Origin of the sequence: Natrialba taiwanensis DSM 12281 (assembly GCF_000337595.1) — an archaeon.
GTDB classification, from domain to species: Archaea; Halobacteriota; Halobacteria; order Halobacteriales; family Natrialbaceae; genus Natrialba; species Natrialba taiwanensis.
This window is the reverse complement of sequence record NZ_AOIL01000060.1, coordinates 1-16,876: the sequence shown is the minus strand read 5'-3', so window position 1 is coordinate 16,876 and position 16,876 is coordinate 1. Positions and strand designations below refer to the sequence as shown.

At 54.5% G+C, this 16,876-nt stretch carries 16 protein-coding genes and 2 pseudogenes; 7 read left to right on the top strand and 11 right to left on the bottom strand.

Annotated elements, in window-relative coordinates; all coding sequences use genetic code 11:
- Nucleotides 1-305, top strand: a 305-nt coding sequence (locus tag C484_RS17820; protein ID WP_006827278.1) for an IS5/IS1182 family transposase, incomplete at its 5' end; no start/stop codon positions are given.
- A gap of 268 nt (nucleotides 306-573) precedes the next feature.
- Here C484_RS17820 and C484_RS17815 read toward each other — a convergent pair.
- A complete protein-coding gene (locus C484_RS17815; protein WP_049915647.1) occupies nucleotides 574-1,230 on the bottom strand; it encodes a helix-turn-helix domain-containing protein in 657 nt (218 codons plus the stop codon).
- Between the two features lie 85 nt (nucleotides 1,231-1,315).
- On the opposite strand from C484_RS17815, the gene C484_RS17810 reads away from it, so the two are divergent.
- Nucleotides 1,316-2,131, top strand: coding sequence for an SDR family oxidoreductase (locus C484_RS17810; protein WP_006827276.1), 816 nt, complete (start codon nucleotides 1,316-1,318; stop codon nucleotides 2,129-2,131).
- Nucleotides 2,132-2,376: 245 nt separating this feature from the next.
- Here C484_RS17810 and C484_RS17805 read toward each other — a convergent pair whose 3' ends face one another.
- The 4 genes from C484_RS17805 to C484_RS17790 all read right to left on the bottom strand — a co-directional run bounded on the left by C484_RS17805 (nucleotide 2,377) and on the right by C484_RS17790 (nucleotide 3,948).
- Entirely contained in the window at nucleotides 2,377-2,622 is a 246-nt protein-coding gene (locus C484_RS17805) for a hypothetical protein (RefSeq protein ID WP_006827275.1), read from the bottom strand.
- Nucleotides 2,619-3,083, bottom strand: coding sequence for a helix-turn-helix domain-containing protein (locus C484_RS17800; RefSeq protein ID WP_006827274.1), 465 nt, complete (start codon nucleotides 3,081-3,083; stop codon nucleotides 2,619-2,621). The genes C484_RS17805 and C484_RS17800 overlap by 4 nt, the downstream gene beginning before the upstream one ends.
- Before the next feature lie 179 nt (nucleotides 3,084-3,262).
- Nucleotides 3,263-3,400: a hypothetical protein gene (locus tag C484_RS24470; protein ID WP_006827273.1), complete on the bottom strand. Its 138-nt coding sequence runs from the start codon at nucleotides 3,398-3,400 to the stop codon at nucleotides 3,263-3,265.
- Nucleotides 3,397-3,948, bottom strand: coding sequence for a DUF7563 family protein (locus C484_RS17790; RefSeq protein ID WP_006827271.1), 552 nt, complete (start codon nucleotides 3,946-3,948; stop codon nucleotides 3,397-3,399). Before C484_RS17790 ends, C484_RS24470 begins: the two co-directional genes overlap by 4 nt.
- Nucleotides 3,949-4,823: 875 nt before the next feature.
- Here C484_RS17790 and C484_RS17785 point away from each other — a divergent pair.
- The 4 genes from C484_RS17785 (at nucleotide 4,824) to C484_RS17775 (ending at nucleotide 7,448) form a co-directional block, all read left to right on the top strand.
- On the top strand, nucleotides 4,824-5,051 hold the full coding sequence (locus tag C484_RS17785; protein ID WP_006827270.1) for a hypothetical protein: 228 nt from the start codon (nucleotides 4,824-4,826) through the stop codon (nucleotides 5,049-5,051).
- A 156-nt stretch (nucleotides 5,052-5,207) separates the two neighbouring features.
- Nucleotides 5,208-5,441 (top strand): winged helix-turn-helix domain-containing protein, encoded by a 234-nt coding sequence (locus C484_RS22525; protein ID WP_006827269.1) that lies wholly within the window; start codon nucleotides 5,208-5,210, stop codon nucleotides 5,439-5,441.
- A 60-nt stretch (nucleotides 5,442-5,501) separates the two neighbouring features.
- Nucleotides 5,502-6,026 carry a hypothetical protein gene (locus C484_RS17780; RefSeq protein ID WP_006827268.1) on the top strand — a complete coding sequence of 175 codons (525 nt, stop codon included), beginning with the start codon at nucleotides 5,502-5,504 and terminating at the stop codon, nucleotides 6,024-6,026.
- Nucleotides 6,027-6,173: 147 nt separating this feature from the next.
- On the top strand, nucleotides 6,174-7,448 hold the full coding sequence (locus C484_RS17775; protein ID WP_239641009.1) for an outer membrane protein assembly factor BamB family protein: 1,275 nt from the start codon (nucleotides 6,174-6,176) through the stop codon (nucleotides 7,446-7,448).
- 219 nt (nucleotides 7,449-7,667) lie between these two features.
- On the opposite strand, the gene C484_RS17770 is transcribed toward C484_RS17775, so the two are convergent.
- Nucleotides 7,668-8,909, bottom strand: coding sequence for an orc1/cdc6 family replication initiation protein (locus tag C484_RS17770; RefSeq protein WP_049915644.1), 1,242 nt, complete (start codon nucleotides 8,907-8,909; stop codon nucleotides 7,668-7,670).
- 1,064 nt (nucleotides 8,910-9,973) lie between these two features.
- Here C484_RS17770 and ilvD point away from each other — a divergent pair.
- Nucleotides 9,974-11,743: a dihydroxy-acid dehydratase gene (ilvD, locus tag C484_RS17760; RefSeq protein ID WP_049915650.1), complete on the top strand. Its 1,770-nt coding sequence runs from the start codon at nucleotides 9,974-9,976 to the stop codon at nucleotides 11,741-11,743.
- Between the two features lie 433 nt (nucleotides 11,744-12,176).
- Here the strand turns inward: ilvD and C484_RS17755 are convergent.
- The 5 genes and pseudogenes from C484_RS17755 to C484_RS17735 all read right to left on the bottom strand — a co-directional run bounded on the left by C484_RS17755 (nucleotide 12,177) and on the right by C484_RS17735 (nucleotide 16,343).
- Nucleotides 12,177-12,916, bottom strand: a pseudogene (locus tag C484_RS17755) (IS5 family transposase).
- 154 nt (nucleotides 12,917-13,070) lie between these two features.
- Nucleotides 13,071-13,796 (bottom strand): helix-turn-helix domain-containing protein, encoded by a 726-nt coding sequence (locus C484_RS17750; RefSeq protein ID WP_006827262.1) that lies wholly within the window; start codon nucleotides 13,794-13,796, stop codon nucleotides 13,071-13,073.
- A 167-nt stretch (nucleotides 13,797-13,963) separates the two neighbouring features.
- Entirely contained in the window at nucleotides 13,964-14,335 is a 372-nt protein-coding gene (locus C484_RS17745; RefSeq protein ID WP_006827261.1) for a tautomerase family protein, read from the bottom strand.
- Nucleotides 14,336-14,340: 5 nt separating this feature from the next.
- Complete coding sequence (locus tag C484_RS17740; protein ID WP_006827260.1) at nucleotides 14,341-15,480, bottom strand: acyl-CoA dehydrogenase family protein; 1,140 nt, start codon at nucleotides 15,478-15,480, stop codon at nucleotides 14,341-14,343.
- Between the two features lie 105 nt (nucleotides 15,481-15,585).
- Nucleotides 15,586-16,343 (bottom strand): annotated as a pseudogene (locus C484_RS17735) (IS5 family transposase).
- Between the last annotated feature and the right edge of the window lie 533 nt (nucleotides 16,344-16,876).

Here is a 16,876-nt window from a genome sequence, read left to right as displayed (position 1 = left end):
TCGATACAGCAACGCAAGCTGTGCTTGATCTTCACTGCTCGACGACGTTAGACGGCAGTGACGCGGATCTCTGTGAGCAGATCGCCCGCCGGAACGCGGGCGATCTGCGGTCATTAGCCGCTGATAAGGGCTACGACAAGCAGCAACTCCGCGAACAACTCCGTGAACTCGACATTCGCCCGCTAATCAAACATCGGATCTTCGCACCATACGATCACGCCCACAATGCCCGTATTGACGAAGANTTCCGTGAAATTACGCTGATGTGTGTCGTATACAACATCAAACGTGCCATCAAACAGTGAAATCCAACGCAGTATGGCGATTCAACAGAGCCGTTTTCACACCGCTATGCGGTGTCCGACGAATGATCAGTACAGGGGATTCAGTTACCGGAGAGAATTGCGATAACTATGAAACTTGTTAAAAGTTGTCTGCGGTCTACAGAGTGTGTACCTTGCATATCAGATTGCTCTGACACCGACGTTGCTGGAATAATAACGGTACAGAAAGCGTACAATTCTCGCTCGTCGTCATATATGGGAAATCATCATATTTTCCAGATCATCAGCCTCAAGAGAACTGTGACCGGAGTATCCGGGCTTCGGCTTTCCGCAGGTGTTCAGCAATGGTACTTGGCGCACAGCCCAATTCCGCAGCAATATCTTCCTGACTGGTGCTCCGAGGGATGTCGTAGTAGCCCAGTTCCACTGCCGTTTCGACAACTTCGCACTGGCGGTCGGTGAGATGGCCCTTGATAACAGCCGTTGTGCCAGCGAGACTGCCTACTGCTTCGATAGTCACCTCAACCGGAACAGAGATGGCTTCGATTGCATCCTGTACCTCGTCGTCAGGACCGAACACCGAGAGCACCACCGTCCCATCAGGCTCGTATTCGATGGGGGGGACGACAATAAGGCCGCCGGAAGAGATGGGACTGAACATCTCTTGAAGCGAATCGGTCGTCGCGTCCCGGACGTACACGTAGCACGACCGCTCATCGATACGTTCCATGTCGTAGCCGACGACCTCCGGAATCTCTTGCATCGCTCTTTCGAGCGCGTCAGCGTCGCCAACAACGTAATGGAGGATGCCCAGTGCGTCTCCGGTATAGTTCCATTGTACTGCCGTCGCTCGCTCGACGAACGATGCCTCGGTCATCACGCCGTACATCGGGTGGATTTTACCTGCTCGTCCATGGGCTGTGATGCGCACCCGGATGTGTTTCATCGAGCGATGATACGAGGTCGCCTACTTAAATCCGCCGAGTAGACTCGGCAATATCCATTCGGGCCGGTGGAATGAACCATCTCGTATGATCCAAACGCTGGTGACCGGCGCAACTGGAACACTCGGAACGGCACTCCGACCGCGGCTTACGGCGGCGGACCACGCTGTCCGGGCGGCAAGCCGCTCGCCTCCCGAAGAAACCAGGGTGGAACTTGACTGGGTGGAACTCGACTTGATCGAAGGCACGGGTCTCGAGTCGGCGCTCGATAACGTCGATGTCGTTATCCACACGGCGACGGCCCCGAAGGGTGACACAGCGGCGGTTGACGTGCAGGGGACGAAACGACTTCTCAAAGCGGCCGAGGCAGCCGACGTGGAGAACTTCCTCTATCCTTCCATCGTCGGTATCGACGACATTCCCTTCTCCTACTACGAACACAAGGGTACCGCCGAGACGATAGTCGAGGAGAGCAATATACCGACGACTATCGTCCGTGCGACGCAGTTCCACTCGTTCATTGCGGAACTGTTAGATTCGGTGGCGAAACTTCCGCTGTGGCCCCTTCCGACGAACGCACAGATCCAGCCCGTCGATGTCGGCGAGGTTGCGGATATCATCGTGGATCACGCGACGCTGACAGCGAGTGAACGAACTGACCTCGTTGGTGGTCCCAACATCCACTCAGTAGGTAAACTCGCACAGACGTACCGTAATACGCGTGGCCTACGACGTCCGATCATCAGATTTCCCATCCCTGGCAAAACGATGGCGGCGTTTCGGACTGGCTATGCGACCTGTCCCGATAACAGGGCTGGGACAGTCACTTGGGAAGAGTGGCTCGCGGAGCGATATGCGAGCAGAGCGGACGAACCTACCACTCGTGCGCAGTCGCCAACGTGATCGCCGATAAAGGACGGAAGCGTATTTTTGCTGCAGTGGTCAGCCACCTACTACTGTCAACTCCACAGGCTGGTTCACGTAGCCGTTCCCACAGTGACCGATACGCACTGTGTATCTTGCACGACTTTCGAAACACATCTTGCAACTGGTAGATGTCCTACTGGTCAGATCGCACACTTACTGAGAGGGTGATTCACCGCAACGTAGGTGGAACAAACTCTTGGGAAAGTTCTATGACATCCACGCTATCGGGCGTTCTCGAGCGTAGTGAACGCTTCGCCAGTCGCAACGATCAACACCTCTTCCGAATATCCGTCCTCGCCGTAAGCCACGAGTTCGTTCGGCGCGTCAACGTTCTCGACATGTGCATGGTTGATCCGGTCTTCCCACTCGGGAACGGGCACATTGTTCACCGACTCGATAGAATCGGCGTCGACCCACTCAAACGCCGAAACTGACTTGCTCACGTCTTTATCGGTAGCTTCGTTCACGCCCGCTCACCCCGTGACCCCTCTGCAAACGCATCTGGTAGTGGGTCACCGACATCGTCGGGATTGGCCGCTTGCAGCAGTTGTGAGAGCGTTTCGTTATCGCGCTCGATGCCGTAGCGTTCCATCCGGCGGCGCATCATTTCGGGGCCGGGACCATCCGGGAAGGTGTCGGCGAGGTCCTGTAGTGTGTGATCGTAGTCGTGATACAGGTGCGCCAGCGTTCGCGGATCATCCCACGGGGCGAGCATGTCTGCATGGCGGAGTTCGCGAGCAACGGTTCGAGGATCGGCGTCGACGGCGGCAGCGATTCGGTCAAGCCGATCACCATCGCGATAGGATGCGAGGATAACCTCAGTCTTGTCGGGTGTGTAGGCTGTAAGCGTCTGCTGAGTGGTGCTACTGGCCGCCTGCGTCGGATTACATGTTGCCATCGTCTCTTTCGAGGGATTCCGGGTGCTCATCGGTCGGTTCCCCCATCGGCTCGAACTGGCTGCGAGGTATCTGTTGAAACAGTCGCGTAGCCGGTCTTCGGACGCTCATCAGGGCCGACACAGATGCTGTCGATCACAAGATCGAGGTCTTGCAAGTCGTTCAGACACCGATAGGCCGTCGTTATCGAACATCCGAGTTCGTCGGTCAGTTAGCGAGCCGAGATCAGATCGTCGGCTCGATCAACGGCGACGTAGCATCGGGCACGATTCGGTTTGACGAACGCCAGTGCGTCGGGCAGTTCGCCCGTCCCGGTGAACTCGTCGGCGTCAACGAGTTTGTCGCTCACTGTCGGTCACCTCGCGTGTAATCGGGATCTGCACCCGCGCCACGTTGCAGGTCGCGGTAGGGCGTACACTCGCGGCAGGCCCACGTCGTGTCGGAGTTGTCCCCGAAGACACGAGCGAACTGCTGTGTGACCTTCGAATCGCAGTTCTGGCAGCGGTTCTCGTCGTGGGTATGGGCAGTCGGTGTCCAGGCGGGCCGAGAGACGATACCGCCGTCGCACCGAACCTCGGGGTCGGTCACGACGGTCAGTACGATCGGCTCCTCGCCCTGGTGTTTGATCGACACATTGTCCGGCGCTAACTCAGGATTGCCAGCGTCGCGGAACTCCTCGGCCGGTCCGAAGGCCGACTCGTCGATCACCCCGTAGTAGGGCTCGAGTTCACCGCCGCCAGACTGGAAGTGCTGGATCGTTCCCCGCGGCGTACGGAACACAACTTGACCGGTGAACTCGCGCAGTTGGGGCGGAATCCACAGCCCCGACTCGCCGATATGGGTCGTCGACGGGAGTTCAGTCTGACCGCCGTCGGTTCGAAGATCAGTGAAATCCAAATAGGCAGGAGTTGTTTGGTGATAACAAGCAATGTCGGATGAAGATGAAAATGCAGACCTACTCGTCACTTGTGACCAATGCGGGGCAGCCTTTGCTGGGACAATAACTGATGATGGGAAAATCCATCCCCTCGGTACTCGAGGCGGTTTCCGATGCGGGGGTGCATCCTTTTCCCAGGTCGAAAAGGAAGATTTCAACGAAGCTATCGATGACAGTTGACCAGTCCCGTCTATAGAGTGACTGCCGTCAATTTGGAGATCGGCGTTGTGGTCAGTGTCCCTGTGAAGTGTGCGGCATAGAACACCGACATATTCATCATGAATTACAACTGTCTGTTTACTATGTCGCCCTCCACGAGCCAAGATTCGCTGAGTTCTCGACAAAGAATTGTACTGGCTGGACTCCTTCTGGTAATACTGGTGTACGGTGTACTCGTACTGGCAGGAGCATTTATACCTGTTTCCAGAGAACCGGTTCAACTTGCAGTAATTGCATTCGTGATTTATCTGTTCTATCGGCTGGTGTTGGCTGCTGAACAAATCGCAGAGCAGATGTAACTGCTCAGTACCGTCTGTAGGCTGACCGCCGTCAGTCATGAGATCGGTGTCACGATCAGTATCCGTGTCGAGATACTGGAGTGGCTTCCCAGTTCGAAGGAGCGCAGATTCGTGATCGTACTCGATCATTGCCTCTTTGCTCTCGAATAGACCGGGACCAAACGGTCCACACTCCGGGCAAATGTCTGCCAGACCGGTTTCGGGATGGTTCCCTCGGGTCGTATCGACATACCCGCAAGCTCGGCAGTATTTCCGGCCAGTACCGCTCACAGACTCGCCGCTGGCGATATTGACGTTCATAGGACCGTCCTCTGGAATTGGCGGTTGCGCTCACGTTCCTCGCGGCGGCGCTGTCGGCGCTCATCAACAAGGTCCGGGTGGCGTTCAGCGAGAACCTCCTGGTACAGTTCGTTGCGTTTAGCTTCAAGTTCTTCCACGACCTCCCCGGGAGCGTGCTCGCGAGCGGCTTCGACCGCGTCCCGAATCAGTTCAAGACGGCGTTCGGCGTCAGCCTCGCTGTTGAACTCTCACTCCATTACGCCTAACGTGGCGCTTCTCCGAGACGATTAGTCACAGGGAGTATGGTTCGTGCTAATTGATGGATATAACTGTAGATACTTAATAATTCGCATTGTGCGGTCGCATAACGTGCATTGTGCGGTTGCACAATACTTTTTAAACCCATTCTCGAATAGCAACTCGTGCCACCAGACCGCTTCGACCATGACCCTAACACTGGCGATTTCTCGTCTCAAATCCCAACAACACGGATTCTGGATATCGTTCGTCTGAACGAACCTGTTTCGACTGGTGAAGTAGCTAACGAGCTTGATTGTCACCGGAATACTGCGCGGTACCGATTGAAGAAACTCGAAGAAGGGGGTCAAGTCGAAAAGGAGAAAATCGGCCAGCAGTTCGTCTGGCGGTCGGTTTGAGTTTACTTCCATTGTGTCGGGGAAGCACTTATATTCCTATTTGTGGTAGGACCTATCACAATGGCAGTTAATTCTGGCCAGGCCGGAAGCGGCGATTCCGGAGGTGAACGCGGGCAACTGAGTCAAAAAGAACGTATCGAGCATCGGCAACGTGATATTTCAGAAGCGATTGACGATCTCGAAAACACTGCACCAAATGAGCAAGTTGAAGCGTTAGCCGAACTGCTCCGCCAGATGGATATCGAACTGAAACGACTCGAGGCTCGCAACCGACAACTGACGAGTCGGCTCAAGAAGGTAGAGGCTGTCAACGGACTCACCGGGATTGAGCTTACATTCAGCGATACTTCGACGCTTGACCACCGGGACGAGAAGGTCGTCAAGGCGATCGTCGCCGACGAACTCGAGACGGTGACGTTAGCTGATCTGCAAGAACTGTATCGAAACCACACAGACATCCGCGACAGGGAAACGCTTCGCAGTCGGATCAAGGACCTCACCCGACGTGGACCGTTCGAGCACGAACGGTTGGGGATGCAAACCTCTGTATGGCGGTTCACTGGACTAACGGACAGTAGTGAGTAGCTTGGGTTTTGAGGGTGTCATAAAAGTCTTCCACCAGTGTTGATTCCACTCTTTTTACAGTGAACTGACCGCTAAGTAGGTCTGTGAATCGAGCGAAGTGATGCTATAATAAGAACTATTTTTGAGATCTAATAAAGATCGGCTAATATGCTCTCCACTGATCAAAGTCATGCTCTTTCTCGCCGCCAACTGCTGATGGCCTGCGGTTCCTGCATGGGGATCGGCGCACTCGGCGGATACGCATACGGCTCGGATTTCTTGCGTGCTGACGATTGCAATCACACACCGTTGGACGTCTCCCCAACCGACTGGCCTCTTCCCAATTACGACGGAGCAAACACTCGGACAGTTCCGTCCGAAAGCGCACCTAGTCCCGGCCTGACCGAACGATGGAGTGTCAGTGTTCAAGATATAGAACAACCTATCGTAACCAACGGCTCTGTTTTCGTCACGGGAATACATTCACCGGATTTCATCACTTCCTACGATTTGTATACTGGCGAAGAACAATGGATGAATCACATCACTTCAGGATACCATCCCTCGCTCATGGCAGGCAGTGATTCTCTCTTTCTAAGCCAAGATAGCGAAGACGGAGAGAAAGTTTCGAGGGCATTGGCAACAGCTGATGGGAGCGAACAGTGGGCTAGTGATATAAGCAGTGGCCACATTATACCGGCACTTGAGACAGGATTACTCGTCTTCTACGATTCTCCAGAACTGATCGCTATCGAGGCTCGCACCGGCGAGGAGTGCTGGCGGAAGAAACTCGACAGATGCATCCGATCAACCGTCTCGTACGCTGACGACGCCATCGTACTAGACACCGGTACCGATGGCGACTTGATCTTCCTCGAAGCGGAGACAGGCGAACACCGCCGAGAAACAGATATCTCTCAGCATTTTCACCCAAACAACGACGATGTCAACGATGCGATTCAAGGCCACATCGTGGCCGGAAGCGAACGCCTTTTCTTCCACACGTTCGGAGGATTGCTAATTGCCCTCAACACAGAGACCAGCGAAACAGACTGGGTGACGCCAGAGACTCACCCGGAGATTTCCGGAAATATCGCTCCTCCGGAACTCGAACCGATCGCCTTCTCGAATGACTTGTTGTTGGTCATTGAATCTGATGGAACAGATCAATCAGATAGCCTGCATGCAATTGATCCAACAACAGGAAGCGAACAGTGGACGTTCGAACCTGAAGAGGAAGAAGACATACGCATCCGTTCGGTAGCAGTAGCCGGAGAACGAGTGTTCCTTCCTGTGATGGAAGAACTCCACATCATTAACCTTGTAAGTGGGGATATCGTCGAAAGTCATGACTTCGATGGCTATGCCCAATCAGTAACCCTCGCTGATAGCGTCTGTCTTGTTACCACTACTGATGGAATCATCGCTTTCGAAGCGAAATAGAAAAATCGTATTACCGGCTACTGCTGATCAATACTATCACATACCGAATCCTATTTTGTCTGAAGTAGGCCCCACCTTGTCCGCTGTTCTTTCGGCCCCAACTTCACAGCACACACCACTTTGTCCGCTGTTCTCACCACACCACGTTGTCCGCAGAACACACCACCCTGTCCGCTGCTCCACACCCACACCACTTTGTCCGTAGTAATTCTTTCATCTTCAAGAATAATCACTCAGAGTTCGGTCCTCATCAACGAGATCTACAATCGACTCATGAATACCGACCTCTGTAACCGTTTCATCAAGCGCATTGACAATCATATTGATGTCCATATCGATCGAATACTCTCGATAGGTCCCTCCACGGCGGCCTTCATTTCGCTCGACAGCTGAAATAATCCCGAGCATAGAGAGTTCACCGAGATGATCACGCATTCGTCGAGGAACAAGTGGATCAACACCAATTTGCTCAGCAAAGTTAGTGTATCTGGGGCGGATATCACGAGAGCGGATTGGCGTCCCATTCTGCATTTCGAGAGTGATTAGCGCATAGAGGACGAGATGGCCATGTTGAGTGAGTCCAGTAATCCCTTCTCTGATACGACCACGCTCGAGTTCCTCTCTGGCATCCCGCACAAGATCTTCAGTAATCGTTTCAGTGTCCCTGTCGCGAGCAAGGTCGCCAGCTTTCATTAAGAGATCTAATGATTGACGAGCATCACCCGCATCCTTAGCACCGTAAGCGGCACAAAGTTCGATAACACCGGTATCAAGAACATTATCGCGGAATGCGGAATCAGCTCGTTGTTGCAAGATCTCAATCAATTCCTGGGCATCATAGGCAGGAAACTGAAGTTCTTCCTCACAGAGTGAACTCTTGACTTTTGGAGAAAGGTCGTCTCGGAAGGAAAAGTCGTTCGAGATTCCAATGATGCCGATCTTCGCCTGTGAGAGGTTTTCGTTTGCCCGTGCTCGAGGCAACTGATAGAGAATGCTGTCGTCCTGAATATGATCGACCTCGTCAAGAACAATGAGGAGAGTGCCACCACAGGAATCTAATTCCTCCCAGAGCATATCATAGACTGTGGGTCGAGGGTATCCCGTCGTCGAGATCTGGTTCGACTCGTCTCTAAATTTGTTAACAAGACGTGTCGCGATTTGATAACTACTAGAGAGACCATCACAGTTCAATAGCTTGACTGTGAGTTCGATGTCGTCATACTGAGCAGCATCGTCAATGAGATGATCGAGAAGGAACCGAGTCCCGGCGGTTTTCCCGACTCCAGTTTTCCCATAGAGAAAGATATTGTTTGGTTGTTCGCCATTGATGACTGGTTGGAGTGCGGTTTTGTATCGCTCGAGCTCTTTATCTCGACCGACAAGCCTGCTCGGTTGATAATCTTCTCGAAGCGCGTCTCTATTGTGGTAAATATCTGTATCGCGTTCGAACATTCCACCCATATTCTCTTAGCGAGGGTTACGTAGGAAGGATAATAAAACCACCCCCCACCGCAGGGTCCGTTGTGTCCTCTGTTCTTCGGAGCATAAAGAAGGGAGGTACCCTCCCACCCCACTATGTCCGCTGTAATTCAAAGAGGATAGACTAGAGGTAGAGTAGAGATTATCTTATTGATCTAGGAAAGATTTATTGGTGTAGATAGAATATCTTCCGAACGATAACTGTTATCCATTGAGTGAAGGATCTCCGATCTGAACTCTGGGTTGTGGTTGCTTTCAATCTCAGAGAAACAGCGGACATTGTGGGGTGGGTGTGTCGTTTGGTGTTCGTTCACTGGATGTCTCTGTCCAAGTACTCGCGATCATTGTTGACCGTCTTTTTCGAACCAGAGATCCGCTCAACAACGGAGACTATAGACTATGGGCTCACACTGAGTGAGGCAATTCGCCAGCTCGAGTAAGAACCTCTGGCTAATGCCAAGGTCACAAAACAACCGCCCTGCCTCTGCACCGTTTTCTCCGCGAAAACGCTAAAAAGTGTTTATACGACTATTGTCAGAAGTTATCGTACAAGCCTTTCCCACGTATCTTGTCCAACGCAACAATCGGTATTCCAAGGAATGTAGCGAGGAGGCCAACAGCGGCGAACGATTGGACCGTTACTACCAGCAAGAAAACAACATTAATCACAATCGGCTCTGTTGAAATCCTATTAGTCAGACAGTATTTCGATGAAACAGCTGTTAGGTAGACATGCTTACTGAACGGAGATGGGTACACGTAGTCGGCGGTGGTTCGAAGAGTCTGGGATAGCGTGGGAGATTCGCTCTCACTGAGCCTCACTCGTTTTCTCCGGTCATTCACATGACGGCCGCAATTCATTCGGCGTAGCCGAAGTTGAGAATCGGCTATCAGGAGGCTCGCTGACTACTAATCGAGTTTTTGTCGTGCGACGACGCAGCCGTGTAGCTTCTGGATTAGGCCGGGATCGTAAGCCACGCTAACGTGCGAACACTATACATCCTAATGATGGAGTATATATGGCTGTGCTCAAAATTTTCCCGGAGATGGATAGCAAATCAGAGACGAATACGGATGAGACGGATGTCGAACCCCTGGAGGGATCGTCATCCGAGAAGGACCCTAACCTGCGCAGCGCTGAAGTGACCAAGGGCGTCGAGCGTGCACCCCACCGCGCGATGTTCCGCGCGATGGGCTACGACGATGCGGATCTCTCCTCGCCGATGATCGGCATTGCGAACCCCGCGGCGGACGTCACGCCCTGTAACGTCCACCTCGACGACGTCGCCGAATCCGCGCGCGAGGGCATTGAGGACGCCGGCGGGATGCCGATCGAGTTCGGCACTGTCACCGTCAGCGACGCCATCTCGATGGGCACGGAGGGAATGAAGGCCTCGCTGATCTCGCGCGAGGTGATCGCGGATTCCGTCGAGCTCGTCTCTTTCGCCGAGCGGATGGACGCCCTCGTCACCGTCGCTGGGTGCGACAAGAACCTCCCCGGCATGATGATGGCCGCCATCCGAACTGATCTCCCCAGTGTCTTCCTCTACGGCGGGTCAATCCTCCCCGGCCACCACGACGGCCGCGATCTCACGGCCCAGAGCGTCTTCGAGGGCGTTGGCACCTACGCTGCCGGCGACATGACCGAGGAGGAACTCTACGAGATGGAGCACGAGGCCTGCCCGGGCGCGGGCTCCTGCGGCGGGATGTTCACCGCCAACACGATGGCCTCGATCAGCGAGATACTCGGTCTCGCCCCCCTCGGGTCGGCGTCGCCGCCCGCCGAGGATGGAGAGCGCTATGAGGTCGCCCGCGAGGCTGGCGAGGTCGTTTTCGGCGCCGTCGAGAACGACCGCCGGCCGAGCGACATCCTCACGAAAGAGTCCTTCGAGAACGCCATCACCCTCCTGACGGCGCTCGGCGGCTCCACGAACGGCGTCCTGCATGTCCTTGCACTCGCCGGCGAGGCTGGCATCGACCTCACGATCGACGAGTTCGACGAGATCAGCAAGCGTACGCCGAAGATCGCGAACCTCCAACCAGGCGGCACGCGCGTCATGAAGGACCTCCACGATGTCGGCGGTGTCCCCGTCGTCATCCGCCGCCTCTTGGAGGGCGGGTACCTCCACGGCGACACGATGACCGTCACCGGGAACACCATCGTTGAGGAGTTGGAGACGCTCAACCTGCCGGACGACGAGGACATCGACGTCAACTTCCTTGCAACAACCGAGGACCCGTTCCACGAGGAGGGCGCGATCAAGATCCTAACTGGGAACCTCGCGCCGGACGGCGCCGTCCTCAAGGAGACGGGCGAGGAGGGCTTCCACCACACCGGCCCCGCGCGCGTCTTCGAGCACGAGGAGGACGCGATGTCCTACGTGCAGGAGGGCCACATCGAGTCCGGCGACGTCATCGTCATCCGGAACGAGGGCCCGCAGGGTGGCCCCGGGATGCGCGAAATGCTCGGCGTCACCGCCGCCGTCGTTGGCCAGGGCCACGAGGACGACGTCGCCCTCCTCACCGACGGGCGCTTCAGTGGTGCGACCCGTGGCCCGATGGTCGGCCACGTCGCCCCCGAGTCCGTGGTCGGCGGACCGATCGCCGCCCTCGAAGACGACGATACCGTCACCGTCGACATCCGCGAGCGCGAACTCTCCGTCGACCTCAGCGACGAAGAACTCGAAGCGCGCCTCAACGAGTACGAGCGTCCCGAGATCCAGTATGAGGGCGGCTTCCTCCGTAAGTACGGCGACGCCTTCGACTCCGCTGCGAACGGCGCGGTGACGAATCCCGCCGTCAAGCGCGACAACTGAGCGAGCGTGCTTGCCCGTCAGGGCGCGTTTCACCGAACGACGGAGCCAATCGGGAATGCCCTCCCGTGTTTTTTGGACCGAGCGGGGTGCAAAGCTCCCTCAAGGGAGAAAAGACGGAGGTATCTCCGGTGAGCGGCCGAAGCTGACGCATGAACAGATCGAGAGACAAGGGACATCGGACGCTTCGATGTGGGCATTGACTTACGAAGACCCGTGGTTGCAGGAACACTGAATATATCAGTGAATGTTCTATTAGTACCACTGCAGATTCACAGAGCCGTGACTGATACGCGCTATGTACCGATTACACGATGACCACTGTGTTACGTGTATAGAGGCACACTTTAACACGTGTCTTAAATTAGTGGAACAGGGAGCAACATCTGTTATTTCAACGCTGTGCATTGAGCGATTAGTCCGCCACATCTAACGTTCAGAGTACCTTGTCGATGTTGTGAGTGAGACAGCCGACAACGAGTTCACGAAACTGTTTCCACCAGCGTCGTGAGCGGACGAATGCGCCATATTTCCGTTTGATGCGAGAGTTTACCGTCTCGTTCTGACTATGTTGCCCGTAGAGGTCGGCATCCAACCGGGAGTTCCACGCCTTGTGGAGTGGCGAAAATTCTCGATGTTTGATGACCGGACGAACACCATCTTCACGGGCTAAGGCGCGAATCTTCTGATCGTCGTATCCCTTGTCACCGAGGAGAATCGCTACTTTATCGGTATTCCGCTTGATGAGCGGCGGTGCGATCTGTGAGTCGTGTTTTCGTGTCGTCGTCACGTGTAAGTCGATGATTGCGTCCACTCTCGTGTCTACGAGAAGTGTAATTTCAACTGCTGAATCGTCAGCTTCGTTCGTTTCGTGTAGTGTTTTGATGCGTGGCTGCGGTCAAAGCCGGAGGCATCGATCCCGACGACACCGTTGGTCGGGAGAAGCGTGACTGAGAGATTGAGGGCGCTCCGAATCCGTGGCATCTCGATAAGTTTGTCCAGAAGCGCCCGGTACGTCGTATTCTTCCGAACCTTGAGACAGAGGAGGACGATGTGTTGATGAAGTGTGTACCGCCGTTTCGAGAATTTCGATGAGTAACGAGCGACAGCTCGCCGAGCCACGTGCATCGCTTGCTCAACGAACCGGAGTAACCGCGACTTCGGGAGGGCTTCCATCCGGTCAGACTACCAGGCGAACCTGTAACTCTCCGAGGATTTCAATAGAGCCGCATATTTTGAATTCCTGGCTCTGTTGAAATCCTATTAGTTAGACACTATCTATGGTGAAACGGGTGTTAGGTAGATCGCCGAACACAGCTTTCAAAGGACACTATGCGAGTCGCGTCAGACCGTTTCTCCCTAGTAAGACCGCCTCCACCTTGTGAAGGTGTTCGTGGAGCGTTGATGTGGTGATTTCCAATTCATCTGCCAATTCGCCAGCTGTCGTTTCCTTCGGGTACTCGTAATACCCCTGCTCACGAGCGAACTGGAATACCTCTAACTGGCGCTTCGTGAACTGATCCACCGGAAGTGTGGTCGGCGCAGTTCCAAGGCTCTGCTGCTTCATACTCCGCACATTAATCTCCGCACTCATCTGCTCACGAACCTCATCAAGCTTGACCCGAACCGTCTCCCGGTCATGGTTCGTTGCGAGACTCCAATACTCCCGCCCACCCCGAATGTCGATCGGTCCTGTACACACGAACCCACGAGAGGTGAGTGGCTGGCTGATCTGCTTTCGCCCATCGTGAACGACAAGGAGCTCACGCGTTGCATTTCCTGGCTTCGGAATCGAGGTCTGCCGGAAGCCAGACGCCATCTGGGAGACAGAATGAACATTTTCAGACGCGCGAATGGCCTCAATTCCCTCCGTAATCGATTCATGATCGTCTGCGTAGATCGTGAAAAGCGTCGCAACCTCGCTGCCAGTCGAATAGATTCCGTATCCGAGAATCCCAACATCGAGGCGCTCGGTGATCTCAATCTCCCAGCAATCAGGGTACCGAAGATCAATTGACACGTGAAGCGCACCGTCAAATTGTTCAAATTTCGGCATTACTGCTGTTTACCCCTAGCTCCCATTATGCTCTTTAACAAAATAACGGTTTACCCGACTAAGTTACTGAAGTTACTGAAACTCGATAACAAACTGTAATCGATCATCTATTCACGAATCGAGGAACGGTGAAAACGAATAGTACAGCAGACGTATACTGAATCAGATCAGCTGTCAGCTATGAACTGGGCCACACCATCTTGGAATGACCAATCTTCCTCGCCGTTCTCAGTAATGACGATCATTACATTTTCTGGCGGGATACCCGGATCTTGTTCCAATAATTCAGCGACGCGGGCGTAAAATGCTTGTTTGTCCTCTCGAGCTTGGCCAGCACGCATCGTCAGTTCCAGGACAATTCGGTCACCCTCTCGATTCTGTAACTCGAAATTCTGCGAAGAAAACCCTTGAATGAGCTGATAGCGGTCATCCGGCGGGAAGTCGAGCGTCTCGAGAACCGCCTCGTTAACCCGATCTGCGACAGTTTTGCGATACCCCTCGTCCTTTCTATCAAGAACTGAAATTCTAACTAGTGGCATTGAACTTACCCCTCGTACTGCTCAAAGACTGCTTCTGAGAGCGTATTCTTGTGGCCTTCATTCGGACCGCCAGCGATCGTGAGGAGTTTCGCATCACGCAGATACCGCTCGACGTCGTGTTCCGTCGTGTAACCAATACCACCGTGGAGTTGCATTGCCTTGTTCGCGTTGTCCACGGCGGCTTGTGTCGCATTGATTTTCGCCATACTGAATTCGCGTGTGGCGTCGTGTCCGCGATCTGCACGGTCGGCTGCGCGGAGGGTGAGCAACCGGGCGGTATCGACTCGTTCGGCCATCTTGCCGACTTCCCAGCTAACCCCTTGGAGGTCGCTGATGTGCTGGCCGTACTGCTCACGACTGCTTGTGTAGGCCACCGTATCTTCGAGGGCAGCGCGGGCGATACCGACGCCGCGAGCGGGGACATTCACCCCAGTATGAAGCCCACCACGCTGAACGTAGCCCTCGCCCTCCTCACCGATGAGTCGATCATCGGGAACACGAACATCCGAGAGAGAGACGCGCGGGGATTTCACACTGTTCGCGCCCAGCGTCTCCCACACCGTCTCGACTTCGAAGTCGTCGGTCGGGACAAGAAACGCACTGATGTTGTGTGGCGCGTCCTCATCGGGGCCGGTCTTCGCGTACGTGAGGACGTAGTCCGTATCGAGAAAGTTCGTCACCCACTGCTTGTGGCCGTTGAGAACCCACTCATCGCCGTCACGTTCGGCGGTAGTCTCCATCTCCAGTTTATTACTCCCTGCGTTCGCCTCACTCAAGCCGAGAGCACCGACAGTGTTGAAGGACGCCATCTCGGGGAGGAAGTCCTCGCGCTGCACCTCGGTTCCGAAGCGCTCGACGACTTCCGCAACTCCGAGATGGAGTCCGATGGTGCTCGCCACGGACATTAGCCCAGCCGATAGCTCTTCGATCACTAACGCGAACTCGACGAAGCCTTCGCCCCGTCCCCCGTACTCTTCCGGGATTGTCACGCCCGTCAAACGGCGTTCGCCGAGTTCGTCGAAGATCGTGCTCGGATACTCCTCCTCCCGGTCAAGGTCTCTCGCCTTTGGTTCGATCTCTTCTTTTGTGAACACCCGAACCTCATCTCGAAGAGCCCGTTGATCCTCGGTCAGGTCAAACCTCATATGTCATGGGGGGTGTCCCTCGCCGAGTAAACCTAGAACCTGCTATAGCAGGCTGGCTGGGGAACATCCGTGACGGGGACAATCTGTATCTACCGATTAGAGTGATCAGTCGAGGTTGTGCGTGAGGCAGGTGATGGCGAGCTCTCGAAACTGTTTCCACCAGTGGCGTGAGCGGATGAACGCACCGTACTTCCGCTTGAGGCGAGAGTTAACTGTCTCGTTCTGACTTTCTGTCCGTAGAGGTCAGCGTCAAGTCGAGCGTTCCACGCTTTGTGGAGCGACGAAAACTCGCGGTGCTTGATAAGCGGGCGAAGATTCTCCTCGTGGGCTAACGCCCGAATCTTCTGGTCGTCATAGCCCTTGTCACCGAGGAGAATCGCCACCTCACTGGTGTTCCGCTTGATGAGTGACGGTGCGATCTTCGAGTCATGTTTTCTGGTCGTCGTCACGTGGAGATCAAGGATGGCATTCGCTCCTGTGTCCACGAGAAGTGTGACTTTCAACTGCTGAATCGTCAACTTCGTTCGCTTCGTGTAGTGCTTCGAGGCGTGACTGCGGTCAAAGCCAGAGGCATCGATTCCGACGACACCGTTGGTCGGGAGGAGTGTGACCGAGAGGTTGAGTAGGACGCGCCACACAGCCATATCGAGCCGGTTGAACGCCTTACACAACGTCGAAGGAGAGGGTAGCTCCTCCAGTTCAATGGCGTTCCGAATCCGAGGCATCTCGATGAGTTCGTCAAGAAGCGTCCGGTACGTCGTATTCTTCCGTACCTTGAGGCAGAGCAAGACGATGTGCTGGTGAAGTGTGTACCGGCGTTTCGAGAACTTCGAAGAGTAGCGAGCGACAGCTCGTCGGGCCAAGTGAAATGCCTGCTCAACGAACCGGAGTAATCGTGACTTCGGGAGGTCTGCATTCGGTCACACTACCGGACGAACCTGTAACTCTCCGAGGATTTCAATAGAGCCGAATTCCTTCATTCTAGTGGGTTAACCGCTACGCTTGTCATAGGAATCGCTTCAGGCATATCTGGGGTCGTTGAAATGCTCCCAAAGGACCGACGATACTTAGCGAGCGTATTGCGAATCGTTGCGATAGGAATACTCGTAGCTCTGGTAGTACTATCACTTCACAGACTGATCTCGTAATAGCAGAAAATGGGAGTCGTCAATAAGTAGGGGTACTTTGCAAATCCTACTCTTTGTTTCCCCTGATTCCTAACTGGATATGGCAGTCAGTAGAGGTGAGTCATCTAGCGTTTTGTCCGTGCTCTGTATGTGATGGTTCCAAGAATTCCTGAAAGGAGAGAGCGTGTCATAGAAAGCGTCACGTACGAAGCAGCAGGGTGCGGAAAGTGTGTCCAGCACCAGCGCAACCCTGCAAGACGTAGCTTCGG